This window comes from Prevotella histicola (assembly GCF_055385135.1).
Genome location: NZ_AP043793.1, coordinates 659,879 through 673,617 on the forward strand (window position 1 = coordinate 659,879; position 13,739 = coordinate 673,617).

General features: G+C 41.0%; 13 protein-coding genes. 10 read left to right on the forward strand and 3 right to left on the reverse strand.

Going from position 1 to position 13,739, the window contains the following annotated elements; all coding sequences use genetic code 11:
* Window positions 1–181 precede the first annotated feature (181 nt).
* From ACZ48L_RS02805 to ACZ48L_RS02825, 5 genes are all read left to right on the forward strand, one after another.
* Window positions 182–1,045 (forward strand): sigma-70 family RNA polymerase sigma factor, encoded by an 864-nt coding sequence (locus ACZ48L_RS02805; protein WP_008822664.1) that lies wholly within the window; start codon window positions 182–184, stop codon window positions 1,043–1,045.
* 59 nt (window positions 1,046–1,104) lie between these two features.
* A complete protein-coding gene (locus ACZ48L_RS02810; protein ID WP_025791009.1) occupies window positions 1,105–1,560 on the forward strand; it encodes a hypothetical protein in 456 nt (151 codons plus the stop codon).
* Between the two features lie 61 nt (window positions 1,561–1,621).
* Window positions 1,622–2,509 (forward strand): hypothetical protein, encoded by an 888-nt coding sequence (locus ACZ48L_RS02815; RefSeq protein ID WP_025791007.1) that lies wholly within the window; start codon window positions 1,622–1,624, stop codon window positions 2,507–2,509.
* 6 nt (window positions 2,510–2,515) lie between these two features.
* Entirely contained in the window at window positions 2,516–3,001 is a 486-nt protein-coding gene (locus ACZ48L_RS02820) for a peptidase S41 (protein WP_025791006.1), read from the forward strand.
* Between the two features lie 76 nt (window positions 3,002–3,077).
* Window positions 3,078–3,491, forward strand: coding sequence for a PqqD family protein (locus tag ACZ48L_RS02825; protein ID WP_025791004.1), 414 nt, complete (start codon window positions 3,078–3,080; stop codon window positions 3,489–3,491).
* Window positions 3,492–4,232: 741 nt separating this feature from the next.
* On the opposite strand, the gene ACZ48L_RS02830 is transcribed toward ACZ48L_RS02825, so the two are convergent.
* Window positions 4,233–6,422 carry a S9 family peptidase gene (locus ACZ48L_RS02830; protein ID WP_025791002.1) on the reverse strand — a complete coding sequence of 730 codons (2,190 nt, stop codon included), beginning with the start codon at window positions 6,420–6,422 and terminating at the stop codon, window positions 4,233–4,235.
* A gap of 56 nt (window positions 6,423–6,478) precedes the next feature.
* On the opposite strand from ACZ48L_RS02830, the gene mnmL reads away from it, so the two are divergent.
* Window positions 6,479–7,372, forward strand: a complete 894-nt coding sequence (gene mnmL / locus ACZ48L_RS02835) for a tRNA modification radical SAM protein MnmL/YtqA (protein WP_025791000.1) — start codon at window positions 6,479–6,481, stop codon at window positions 7,370–7,372.
* A 156-nt stretch (window positions 7,373–7,528) separates the two neighbouring features.
* On the opposite strand, the gene ACZ48L_RS02840 is transcribed toward mnmL, so the two are convergent.
* On the reverse strand, window positions 7,529–8,278 hold the full coding sequence (locus ACZ48L_RS02840) for a nucleoside-specific channel-forming Tsx family protein (RefSeq protein WP_025790999.1): 750 nt from the start codon (window positions 8,276–8,278) through the stop codon (window positions 7,529–7,531).
* A gap of 96 nt (window positions 8,279–8,374) precedes the next feature.
* Here ACZ48L_RS02840 and trmD point away from each other — a divergent pair, with 96 nt between their 5' ends.
* Both trmD and ACZ48L_RS02850 read left to right on the forward strand, forming a co-directional pair.
* Window positions 8,375–9,052: a tRNA (guanosine(37)-N1)-methyltransferase TrmD gene (trmD, locus tag ACZ48L_RS02845; RefSeq protein ID WP_025790997.1), complete on the forward strand. Its 678-nt coding sequence runs from the start codon at window positions 8,375–8,377 to the stop codon at window positions 9,050–9,052.
* 41 nt (window positions 9,053–9,093) lie between these two features.
* Window positions 9,094–9,633: a DUF805 domain-containing protein gene (locus tag ACZ48L_RS02850; protein ID WP_025790996.1), complete on the forward strand. Its 540-nt coding sequence runs from the start codon at window positions 9,094–9,096 to the stop codon at window positions 9,631–9,633.
* A 318-nt stretch (window positions 9,634–9,951) separates the two neighbouring features.
* Here ACZ48L_RS02850 and ACZ48L_RS02855 read toward each other — a convergent pair whose 3' ends face one another.
* Window positions 9,952–10,821 (reverse strand): patatin-like phospholipase family protein, encoded by an 870-nt coding sequence (locus ACZ48L_RS02855; RefSeq protein ID WP_025790995.1) that lies wholly within the window; start codon window positions 10,819–10,821, stop codon window positions 9,952–9,954.
* Window positions 10,822–10,911: 90 nt separating this feature from the next.
* Here ACZ48L_RS02855 and ACZ48L_RS02860 point away from each other — a divergent pair, with 90 nt between their 5' ends.
* Window positions 10,912–12,327, forward strand: a complete 1,416-nt coding sequence (locus tag ACZ48L_RS02860) for an aminopeptidase P family protein (RefSeq protein WP_025790993.1) — start codon at window positions 10,912–10,914, stop codon at window positions 12,325–12,327.
* A gap of 77 nt (window positions 12,328–12,404) precedes the next feature.
* A complete protein-coding gene (locus ACZ48L_RS02865; RefSeq protein ID WP_025790992.1) occupies window positions 12,405–13,607 on the forward strand; it encodes a C1 family peptidase in 1,203 nt (400 codons plus the stop codon).
* The last annotated feature ends 132 nt before the right edge of the window (window positions 13,608–13,739 follow it).

The window sequence follows — 13,739 nt, forward strand, 5'->3', positions numbered from 1 at the left end:
CCATTAGTGCTGGACGTCAACTCCATTCGTGCTGATGCCAAACACATATACAAAAGCTAACCTTTCACAGAAAGATAGGATGTAAATAGGATTTTTAAAGCACACCTTATTTTCTCAGTTTTTATTTGCTCAACTCATTGATTTTGTATATCTTTGCCTACACTTTATTAATGCCACGCAAATGAGACAACTGAAAATCACAAAATCGATCACAAATCGAGAGAGTGCATCTCTTGATAAGTATCTCCAAGAGATAGGTCACGAGGAAATGATTACCATAGAAGAAGAGATTGAGCTTGCTCAAAGAATCAAGAAAGGTGATCACAAAGCATTAGAGAAACTCACGAAAGCCAATCTTCGATTTGTTGTCTCTGTAGCCAAACAATACCAAAATCAGGGTCTCTCTCTGCCCGATCTCATCAACGAAGGTAACTTGGGATTGATAAAAGCAGCTGAGAAGTTTGATGAAACTCGTGGCTTTAAGTTCATTTCTTATGCAGTGTGGTGGATCAGACAAAGCATCCTTCAGGCCATTGCGGATCAAAGTCGCATCATCAGATTACCACTGAATCAAGTAAGCTCTGTTAATAAAATAAACAAGGCTTCCAACAAGTTTGAACAAGAAAACGAACGCCATCCAAGTATTGGCGAGATTGCACAAAGTGTTGATTTACCCGAAGACAAGATCGCAGATGCTATAAAGGTAAATACCCGTCACATATCTATGGATGCTCCTTTCATAGGAGATGAGGAAAGTAGTCTTTTAGATATTATTCCTAACTACGATGCCCCGTCTACAGATAAGTCACTTGTTGAAGAAAGTCTACGTGACGAAATCAGCAGAGTGCTGCAGGTTCTTGATGAAAGAGAGCACAAAGTGATTGAAGCTTACTTCGGAATCAACCAGCGGGAGATGACTCTTGAAGAGATTGGTGATAAATATGGGCTCACTCGCGAACGTGTAAGACAGATTAAGGAGAAGGCTATACGCAAGCTCAGACAGCAAACAAACAGTAGAGTTCTGAAAGCTTACTTAGGACAATAGAGGTAAAAACGCTTGAACAGGACAATAATTATAACACATACATAAACCAAATAAGAAAGATGAAACTTCGCCATCTATTCATCATCGCAGTACTTATGCTGGGATGTGTTAGTAGTATTTATGCAAAAGGATACAAATCAGCCAAAGTCTATATGTTTGGCTTTGCAGCTTCATTCAATGACTCCACAGTTTATCTGACAGATATTCAGCAAGTAAACGTCTATCTTGTAAACAACAGGACACACTTTCTGGCAAATAGAGAGGATTATTCTTATCAGCTTCGAGACTATCTTCAGGCTAATAGTATAGAGGCTCACCCTACTTGTATTACCCTCTTCGCAGAGAACGAGAAGAGTGCAATGAAGAAATATCAGAGTTTGAAGAACAGGTATATGAAGTCGAAAAACAAGTACTTCATTAAGGATATTACTTCTGGACAATTCGTTTATAAGACTGTCATTCCAGCTGAAGAAACTGCAGATAATGAACAATCGCAGAGTACAGAGAAGAAATAAGGGCTAAAGACAATAAGCTAAGAAAACTAAAGCACAGGATAAAAGCCAACCAACAACAAGGATGGAGATACATAACTTTCAAATAGCAGAACTTGATGTACAGATTATTTTCCGCGACACGACTGTCAACGGAATGCATCTGCTACGCTCTTTTGAACCGTTTAGAGTTAACAAGATAGCTGAAAAGCCTTTCTTCCGCCTTACTGTTGATGACAGTCTTACACCAATCCCAAAGGAGAGAAGACAACGTATTAGGGCTTTTGACACGGGAAATGGTGACACGGTTGTTGACCGAATAGATGACGGTAGCTACCAATACATTATCAAAGACATTGAAGGCAACGAATGTAGTCTGCTTGAAAGTAACAAAGATTTCTCGGATTGTCAATGTGCTCTCAGGGGGAATCATAACATGCGGACCTTCGGACTCAATAATGCTCTGATGCTTATCTTTGCCTTTGCAGGAGCACATCAGCACCTTTTGCTGATCCATGCCTCCTTGGTGAGAAACAATGATTATGGTTATGCTTTCATTGCAAAGAGCGGAACAGGTAAGTCAACACAAGTAAGCATGTGGCTAAGACATATCCCTGGCAGCGATCTTATGAACGATGACAATCCTATCGTTAGGATTATTGATGGCGAAGCATGGATATATGGCAGTCCTTGGAGCGGCAAAACACCTTGTTATCGTAATATTAAAGCACGATTAGGAGCCATCACCCGTATTGACCGGGCAAGCCAAAACTCTGTTGATAAGCCAGCTCCCATCGCTGCATTTGCTTCTCTTCTCCCTTCTTGTTCAAGCATGAAGTGGGATTCAGCCATTTATAATGCTATCTGCGACACGATAACCAAGATAGTTGAAATGGGGAAAGTGTATACTTTGCACTGCCTTCCTAACAAGGAAGCAGCTGAAGTTTGCTACAAGGCTATCGCTATAAAATAAACGTAGATGCAGAAAGATTGTCTCAATACTACCGAGGTTCAGTTTGCAAATGCAGACTTACTCCCTGAGGTTGTCACACTACTTAATGAGGGACATACCGTAACACTGCGACTTCGCGGCTTCTCTATGCGCCCTTTCTTAGAGGATAATCGTGACAAGGCACTACTCATAAAGCCATCAACGATTAATGTTGGCGACCCGGTTCTCTGTGAAATTGCCCCACTTCACTTCGTCTTACACCGGATAATAAAGATTGACGGGGAGGATATTACTCTGCGTGGTGATGGCAACATAGGCGTAGAACATTGCAAACGTAAGAATGTTCTGGGGGCTGTAATAGGGTTCTATCGGAAAAACAGGAAGCGTTTAGACCGGACTGACGGATGGAAGTGGAGACTTTACAGCTATATCTGGACACGTCTTTTCCCTTTAAGAAGATATATCTTAGGTATCTATCGCCGTCTGTGGATCCCACTTTTCGGGACGATATAACCTTCGTCTTAACAAGAATCAGGCAATAAGAACCGTAAAATTCATATCATCATACAACTACAAAACCACCAATAAAATGAAAGTAAAGAAAGGTTTCAACCTCCGTGAGGTATGCGGAGAACACATTATCGTTGCAGAAGGTGATGAGAACATCGACTTCAGCAATATAATCTCAATGAATGAAAGCTCTGCTTTCCTATGGGAAGAGGTGCAAAAGATGGAATCATTCAGCATTGATGACTTAGTAAATATCCTCTGTTCACAATATGAAGTTGATAAAGAAACCGCTAAGAAAGATGCCGAAGCACTGGCTGCACAATGGGGGAAAGCGGGTATCATTGAGGGAAATGATATTCCAGAAGGCTCAATAGAGACAGTCTCAACAATTGAAACGGAGCCGAAAAAGTGTGATTCTGCAACGATTAAGGCAGACAATTCAGCCCAAGAGCAACCAAAGAAGAAAGGTTTCTTCAAACGTCTCTTTGGCTAAAAGCATCTTCTCACTGCCCTATCTACTTGCTAGAAGGGCGGGTATCAGCATCAGAATGAGAGGTAAAAACAACGAAAGAAACAAGAGAGCAACTCGTCTCTAATCAGCGAATATACACAATTAGAATAAGAGGACGTGCAAATAATGAGCACGCCCTCTTTCTTTTTCTACTGATTTTCATGCACAGAAACTTATTGTTTTTGTAATGGAATATTGTTAATTTCCACACCCATTCTGACGTTTTTATCCATGAGGGACATATTCCTACGCAAATAACAGAATTATACCTGACTTTATTCCTTATCCATTTAACTATCTGATAATATGAAAGTTACAAAGAAATAAGCCTTTATAAAAGAAGAAAGAATATGCTTCTCAGTCTAAAAGTATATACTTTTCACCCCAAAAGACCATACTTTTTACCCAAAAACTATATACTTTTCATCCAAAAGGTATATACTTTTCACTCAAAAAGTATATACTTTTTGCCTAAAACGGAGATACATTACCTAAAAAACGGGTATTCATTATGATTCTAAGGGTGATAGACTTACCATAAAAAGCTATAACAAGAAAATCAAATGTAAAACATATTTCACTATAAAAGACGCTTACTTCTGATACAAAAAAGAGGATATGCCCGCATCAGCATATCCTCTTTCTCAATTAAAATAGGCAGAGCTACAAAGTTCTCATACCCTTGACCTATACTACTTTCTAACCTTTTACAGCCTAAGACGCCTATAGATTCTCCTCAAACCACTCTGCAACCTGACGGAGAAGATGGTTACGGGTGTTGCCACCATAGATACCATGGTTACGATTCGTATAGAGATTCTCCTTAAAATCCTTATCTGCCTGCACCAAAGCCTCAGAATATTCAAAGGTGTTCTGCGGATGAACATTATCGTCAGCCATACCATGACAGATCAAAAGTTTCCCATGCAACTTCCCCGATCTATTAATAGGATTGATGGAATAACCAGCAGTATTCTCCTGCGGCGTACGCATATAACGCTCTGTATATACGGAGTCATAAAAACGCCAGTCGGTTGGAGGCGCAATAGCCACACCTGCTTTGAAGACTTCCCGACCCTCACTCATACTCATCAACGTATTGAATCCGCCGAAACTCCAGCCCCATATTCCGATCCTTGAACCATCAACATATGACTGTTTGGCAAGCCATTGAGCCGTTTCAACCTGATCTTTCGATTCCAAATCACCAAGCTTCAAATAGGTACACTTCTCAAAATCAGCTCCTCGCGCACCTGTTCCCCGACCGTCAACAGTAACGACAATGTAGCCTTTCTGGGTCAGATACTGATCATATAAACCTCCATTACCCATCGAACCCATACTCCAACTATCAACAACCTGCTGGCTTCCAGGGCCACTGTACTGATGCATTATGACTGGATACTTCTTCGTTTTATCAAAATCCGCTGGCTTAATCATCCATCCATTGAGCTTAACTCCCTCAGAAGTGGTAAACGCAAAGAACTCTTTGCTTACCTTACCATACTTCGCTATCTTGGCTATCAACTCCGTATTATTCAACACCTCACGTATCTTTTTGCCCTGATTATCATAGATAGCATAGACATAAGGATGATCATGATCGCTCCATGTATTCAGGAAGAACTTATAATCGCCAGAGAAAGAAGCCGAATTCCATCCCCTTCCTTCCGACAAAACAGTTCGCTTCCCAGCCTTATCAACCACATAAATCTCTCGTTGCATTGGCTGAAGAGCAGCTGCCTGGAAATAAGTATTCCCCGTCTTCTCATCATAGCCATATACTGCCGTGACATCATAATTGCCCTTATCAACCTGCCGGAGTAGCTTTCCGTCCTTATCATATAGATACAGATGCATGAAGCCATCACGGTCTGAAGGCAAAAGAATATAATCCTTCATGATACTGATTCCCTCCATAGCCTCCTCCTTGACATACTTTGGAACCTGCTCCTTAATCAACAGAGAGCAAGCACCCGTCTGAGGATTGGCTGCGTAAAGGTTCAACTCGTCCTGATGACGGTTCATAGTATAAAGAATAATACGATTCGCATCATAAGTTGTTTTGATGCGTGGGATATATCCATCAGCAGCCAAAGGCAAATCATACTTACGTACAGCACCATTACTGAGATTATATGACCAGGCAGTCACTGTAGAGTTCTCCTCTCCAGCCTTTGGATACTTATAACTGTATTCACCAGGATATGTATTGTACTGATTAAGCGTTGGGAAAGAACCCTTGAAGAGTTGCAAAGTATAAGTCCGTACTTTGCTCTCATCATATCTTATCCAACTCAATGTCTTACTGTCTGCACTCCATGCCAAAGCATTGCTAAATCCAAACTCCTCTTCGTTCACCCAGTCAGGAAGGCCATTGATAATCTTATTAAACTCACCATCAGTTGTAACCTGCTTCACATCAGAACCATTGGTAATATAGATATTATTCTTATGAACATAGGCTATCCATTTACCATCAGGGGAGAACGTTGGAATCTGCTCTGCACCATCCTTAGATAGTCTGCTCAGTACCTTTGTCTTCACGTCATAGAGATAGAAGTTTGCAGTAAACGAACGACGATAGATAGGCTTTGTCTTCGTTTGCAACAATAGTCTGCTCCCATCATCCGATATTAGATAATCATCAAACGACTCAATCTTCTCCCCTTTAACTTCAGAAAGAGAGAAAATAACACCTGTTGGTTTACCCGTTTTAAACGAGAACTTCACCACCTGCCGTCCGTCAGATGATATCTGAGCATAGTCAGAAGTGCCCTCTAACGGATTCATTCCTGATATTCTCTTAGCAGAAAACGTCCCATTCGTAATGTCTTTCAAGGAAAGAGGTTCCCCAGCCATCAACTGAAGTGCCGTAAAAACAGTAGCACACATAAGTAATATACGTCTCATAAAATTTAAGTTTTAACCTCGCAAAAATATAAAATAATCCGTACATTTGCAAATGAATGGAAAATTATTATCTTGATTTCGGCAGTTGGCTTCGCTCACAGTTTCCTTTCAGAGTACAGAAAATATCTGTTAATGCTGGTTTCACATGTCCTAACCGCGATGGACGTGTAGGATATGGTGGTTGTATCTATTGTAACAATCAGACCTTCAACCCAGCTTACTGCGATAATGGCAAGACTGTTACCGAACAACTCATTGATGGCAAGCGTTTCTTTTCAAAGAAATATCCAGAAATGAAGTATCTTGCTTACTTCCAAGCATACACAAGTACATACGGTTCCAATGAACATCTAAAAGCTCTTTATGAAGAAGCACTTGCCATGGAGGACGTTGTTGGCTTAGTAATTGGGACAAGACCAGATTGCATCAATGATGAACTACTCACCTATTTCGAAGACCTTAGCCACCGAACCTTCCTTATTATAGAATATGGTGTAGAGACCTGCAATGACAAAACACTGCAGCTTATCAATCGAGGCCACGATTTTGCGTGTTCACGCCACGCTATAGAAGAGACGGCACGCCGAGGTATTCGTGTCGGAGCACACATCATTCTCGGACTTCCTGGAGAAGATGCAGAAGAGAGTTTGCGCCAAGCCCCTATCATTTCTTCGCTCCCACTGACTACATTAAAGATTCATCAACTACAGATTATCCGTGGAACACGTCTTGCAAAGATGTATGCTGAAGAGCCCTTCCACCTCTATACAGTGGATGAATACATCCAGCTCATAGCGCAATATATATCCCTACTGCGATCAGACCTTGTTCTTGAACGATTCGTTAGTCAAAGTCCTGCAGAGCTGCTCATCGCTCCACACTGGGGACTTAAGAACTACGAATTCACCCAACAACTACAAAACTATTTAAGAAACATCAGGATGAAATAAGGGAAACATGCCTAAAACAGGTCTTTCCCATATTGATAAAAGTCTCAGTACATGCAAAGGTGATGCATTTACTGAGACTTTTCATATTTTAGGATTCCACCTATTATTATATACTATGGTAGATACTTTCTGTTATTCACTTTCTTTCCACACAACTTAGAACGTCCATTTAGCTGCTATTGTAGGAATAGCATAGAAACGGTTATGCTCTCCACGATCGTTCCAAACAAAGTTATTACTAATCTCAACCTCTGAACCTAAAGAGAGATTTACATTCTTCATACCCTTCAATGTATTAAGATTTACCCAGAACTGTGGCTCAGAAAGAAGTATCAACTTCCCGTTTACATTGGGATCATACCAAAGATCACAGAATCCATCAAAGGTACAAAGGCCATGAGCAAAGGTCGTTCCCCATACTTCTGTCAACTGGAAACCACTGAACGGACGAGCACCAGTATGACTATTCTTGAAGTAATACTTATACATCAACTGTACACTGAATGTCTTAGAGAAATCTTTTGATGCCCAGTTCCATGCTCCACCAAGGAGAACTGCATGCTGATAACGATTCCCGTAATAGTTGTTCTGTGTCTTACCAGAGCCAACTCCACCGTTATACTCTACATGGGCAGCCCAACGTTTGTTCTTCGTAAGATTGAATTCACGTGAAATTTCCCAGTAAGCACCGATAGCACCATCACTCTTATAGTCAATATCAGTGAACATAAAGGTAGAACCCCAGGTGTCAGGTTTAAACATCTCAACAGTCGACGTAACTGTCGTACGTGAAGAAAGGTCATTGTAAAGATTGTGCCCCAAATCATAATGAAGCTGAACATTTTGTGCTTTAACACCTACAAAGGCTGCTACCAACAGGATAGCAAGGGTAGAAAATCTTCTCATGTTGCTTTTTGTTTTATATTAGAATCGATCGCAAAGTTACAAAAAAATACTAAGCAATCTATCTAATATAAAAAAAAACCTTAACTTTGTGCCAATATGAGAATAGACATCATTACCGTTTTGCCAGAAATGCTGGAAGGGTTTGTACACGAAAGTATCCTTGCCAGAGCAGAGAAAAAAGGACTTGCAGAGATTCGTCTGCATAATCTTCGTGATTATACACAGGACAAATGGCGTCGCGTTGACGACTATCCTTTCGGCGGACAGGCTGGTATGGTGATGCAAATAGAACCTATAGATCGTTGCATCACAGCCCTTAAGGAGGAGCGAGAGTATGATGAAGTCATCTTCACCTCACCTGATGGTGAGCAATTCAACCAGAAAATAGCTAATGATTTGTCATTAGGTGGAAACCTTATTATACTTGCAGGACATTATAAAGGGATTGACCAACGTGTACGGGATCATCTCATTACACGTGAAATATCTGTAGGAGATTTCGTTTTAACGGGTGGAGAACTTCCTGCGGCTATCATTGCTGATGCTGTAGTACGCCTGGTTCCTGGCGTTATAAGCGATGATCAGAGTGCGCTCTCCGACTGTTTTATGGATGATATGCTATCAGCTCCTATCTACACCCGACCACGTAGCTACAAAGGATGGGATGTTCCAGAGATACTACTTAGTGGAAACGAAGCTAAAATCAAGCAATGGGAATTTGACCAAGCTATGGAACGCACTAAAAGACTACGCCCAGACTTATTGAAAGAATAAGAAAACGTTATTTTTTTATTAACTTTTTATACACTATTATTATGTCACAGTTAAAAGAATTGCCACAGGTAAGCTTCGCTGAAGCTGCACAAAACGTATTCAAGAAGATGTTCCAGTTCAAAGGACGCATACGTCGTTCAGAGTACTGGTGGGGTGTATTGGTACTTACTATTTGTGCTATTGTACTCTCTCTCATTCCTTTCATTGGGCAGATTGCCGTACTATTCCTCTACATTGCTGCAACATCCATGCTGTTCCGTCGCCTACATGACACTGGCAGAAGTGGCTGGTGGTGGGGCTGTCAGTTCTGCCTTGGTTTTGTATCTCTTATCTTTTTTGCCACAGCCATTGACTTTCACGCCTATATGCAGGCTGTAGCAGAGAATAATGCTACGGAAATCATTAAGGTTATTTCGGATGGTTTGACTGGCACCTCAGGTGTTCTTGGACTTATTTTCTACCTCGTAGCCTCTATCTTAGGCCTCGTTCTTTTCGCATTAACGCTCTTAGACAGTAAGCCAGAAGCTAACAAGTATGGTGATTCTCCTAAGTATGTAGCAGAGAATGTAGCAGAAGAATAAACCCGAACAACCACAAAAGGAAAGACTCAAGATGAGAGACTGATGTAAGATAAATTCACATCAGGATTCTAAAAGGTATCCTTTTGCATCTTAAAAGGTGCTCTTTTGCATTGCAAAAGATGCCCTTTTACAACGTAAAAGACGCCCTTTTGCATTGCAAAAGGGCGTCTTTTATTTCGGAGTTTGTAAACGATTGATTTCCTAATAGTTACAAATCTGTAACAAGTTGATTTCCTATCATTAATAGCTAATGCAACTTTGAAATAATGTAAGATTATTTCTAAAACATAAAGGACTATATAACTCTCATCAAAAACATTACTTATCCGCTAATAGGACATGCTCCTTAACAAACTGTTCACCCAACTGGAAGCCTTCCTCATACAGTGCTTCAAGCTTATTAACATCCTTTTCCATCCGCCCAACAACAACAGGATTCATTGGACGAACAACGAGAATCTTTCCTTGTTCTTCCAACTCATCTATCAAATCAAGCTGACGATTATAAACTTCTATGCGATGACTCAAGGCTACACGTAGACGGGGATAATTGCGATAGACAAACTTCGGCTGCTTATGATCACGTCCTGTATCACGCCATCTTTTGTTACGTGTACAAATAACGACATTCGTCTTATGCCCCATCTCTATAGAATGCATCACAGGGATGGAATCAACAATTCCACCATCCAGCATCGGTTTACCGTCAACATTTACGATCTTGCTCACATAAGGCAAACTTGAAGAAGCTCGTGCAAGCTCATTCAACCGATGGGAATCGCCAGATGTCTCTGTCAGATACTCAGCAAAGCCCGTCTGACAGTTTGTTGTAACCATCTCGAAGACCTCTCCTCGCCGGCAATTTCGGAAATATTCATCATAATCATAAGGAACAAGTTCGTAAGGAAAACGATGATAAAGCAACTCAGGATCAAAGATACAGCCCTGCGTAACCAAATGACGCAAACCTATATAGTCGTACTTTGCCAACATGTCTATATTGGAAATACGTGCTCGACGGGGCTGTCGACTGACATAAGACAACCCATTACACGCACCTGCAGATACAGCAACAGTATATCGGAAATACACATCGTATTTCATAAAGGCATCCAAGACCCCAGAAGTAAACACTCCACGCATACCTCCACCCTCTAAAATCAATCCTGTTTCTCTATCAATCTGCATAAAAAAAACTCGTAAAAAACACTTGCAAAGTTAATGAATTTCAACTTAAAATAACTATCTTTGCAATCAAACCATCTAATTTTTTGAAATATGTTTAGCAAAGAAACCTATGTAAAGCGCCGTGCAGAGCTTAAGAAACTTGTCAAAAGCGGATTAATAATCATCTTTGGCAACAACGAATCGCCTGCTAACTTCCCGGCAAATGGGTATTATCCATTTCGCCAGGATTCATCATTCCTTTATTACTTCGGACAAAAGCGTGACGGACTTGTTGGTGTAATCGACATTGACAACGACACAGAAACGCTCATTGGTGATGATATTGACATTGATGACATCGTTTGGTACGGTAGTGTTGACTCTGTAAAAGACATGGCTGAAGCTGTCGGAGTAGCCAATACTACAAACATGAAAGGGCTGAAAACGATCTGTAACAATGCTCTTCGTGAACATAAAAAGATACATTTCTTACCACCTTACCGTGCAGACATCAAGATCCAGATATTTGATCTTTTGGGTATTCATCCTAATCAGCAGAAAGAATCAGCAAGTATGGACCTTATCCATGCTGTTGTCAAAATGCGTTCGGTAAAGACTCCAGAGGAAATTGAAGAACTCGAGCGTGCAGCTGTCATCGGATACAAGATGCATACAACAGCTATGATACTTGCAAAACCTGGCGTAACAGAGAAGTTCGTCGGAGGACAAGTTGATGGTATTGCCCACTCTTATGGCTCTATGGTAGCGTTCCCAACAATCTTTTCACAGCATGGAGAGATAATGCATGGGAATCCATCCATGGCTGTTTTGGAATCAGGACGCCTTGCTCTGTGCGACGCTGGTGCTGAAACCATCAACCATTATTGCTCAGATAACACACGAACATTCCCTGTTAATGGTAAATTCACCCAACGACAGTTAGATATATATAAGGTGGTAGAGGAATGTCATGACGCTGCATTGAAGTATGCAAAGCCTGGAACAAAGTATGCTGATGTACACTTTGCCATCTGCCATATCCTCTTCGATCGCATGAAAGAACTGGGATTGGCTAAGGGTGACACAAATGCTGCCGTAGCAGCTGGTGCACATGCAATGTTCTTACCTCACGGATTGGGTCACATGATGGGTATGGACGTCCATGACATGGAATCCTTTGACCAGATTAATGTGGGCTTCGATGAGGAGACACGTCCTAACCTTGAGCAATTCGGAACTAACTGCTTGCGAATGGGAAGACGCTTAGAAGAAGGATTTGTTGTTACAGATGAACCTGGAATCTACTTTATTCCAGCATTGATTGATGAGTGGAGAGCAAAGAAACATTGCGCAGAGTTCCTTAACTTTGATAAGCTGGATGAGTACAAAGACTTTGGAGGTATCCGCTTAGAGGATGACATTCTTATCACAAAAGATGGTTGCCGCTTCATTGGTAAGGACCGTAAGGACCGTATCCCATATCATCCTAAGGATGTTGAGGAGTTCATCGCAGCAAATCGGAAATAAAAAACAATTACTTATTAATATTTCAAGGCCGATATGGCATGTAAATGTCCATATCGGCATCCTAATCTTTAAAACTTATGAGAAAAACTTTAGTAGCTGCACTACTCGCTTTGGTAGCGATAAACATTAATGCAGCAGGCCAAAATGAGAATGTTAAATCTAACAAGCCGGTTTTCACAGTCGTTAAACAGATACCTATCACGAGTATCAAGGACCAGAATCGTTCTGGTACGTGCTGGGATTATTCTACTCTTAGCTACTTTGAAGCAGAGATTCTGAAGAAAACTGGTAAGACTTATGACCTCTGTGAAAGCTTTGTTGCAAACAAGACTTACATGGATCGTGCTACCCAGGTTGTCCGTTTGCATGGCGATTGTCAGTTTGCACAAGGTGGATCAGCCTACGATGTCCTCTATACACTTGAACATTACGGTATCTGTCCAGAGAGTGCTATGCCTTTCCCAGGCTCACTTTATGGCGATTCTCTGAATAATTTCAATGAATTTTTCTCATTGATGGAACCTTATGTAAGTGCTATTGCCAAGAACAAAGCTAACAAAATATCTGGTCAATGGAAGGTAGGACTCCAGGGAATCATTGATGCTTATCTCGGTAAATGCCCAGAGAGCTTCACTTACGAAGGTAAGAAATATACCCCAAAGAGCTTCGCTGCGAGTCTTGGTTTGAACTGGAGTGACTATGTAACTATCACTTCTTACACACATCATCCATTCTATTCTCAATTCGCAGTAGAGGTACAAGACAACTGGCGTAACCCTCTTTCTTACAACCTTCCAATGGACGAGATGATGAGAATCATTGATAATGCTGTCATGAATGGCTACACTGTAGCTTGGGGAGGTGATGTTAGTGAACCAGGTTTCACTCGCAATGGATTGGCTTACATGGTAGATGGTAAGAAAGTTGAGAGCATGAAAGGTAGTGACATGGCTCGCTGGCTGGGTCTCTCTGCTGCAAAGAAGAAGAATCTTATCGACTCACTCGGTGTAAATGTACCTGAAGTTGTTCCTACACAACAGCAACGTCAAGAGCGTTTTGACAACTGGGAGCTTACTGATGACCACGGAATGCTTATCTTTGGTATAGCAAAGGACCAGAATGGTAAGGAATATTACATGGTAAAGAACTCATGGGGTGAGACTGGTGAATACAAGGGTATTTGGTACATGACCAAAAACTTTATTGCCGCTAACACCATGGATTACATGGTAAACAAGAACGCTATTCCTAAAGATATCAGAAAGAAAATGGGCTTATAAATAGTCTCATGTATTGGAATTGGTATCAGAATCGTGCAAAGACTCACCTTGATACAACTTTATTCCAATAAACATTAATAAGAAAAGTATCCAATCCCACTCCAATCATAGGAGTGGGATTGTTATTTTAAT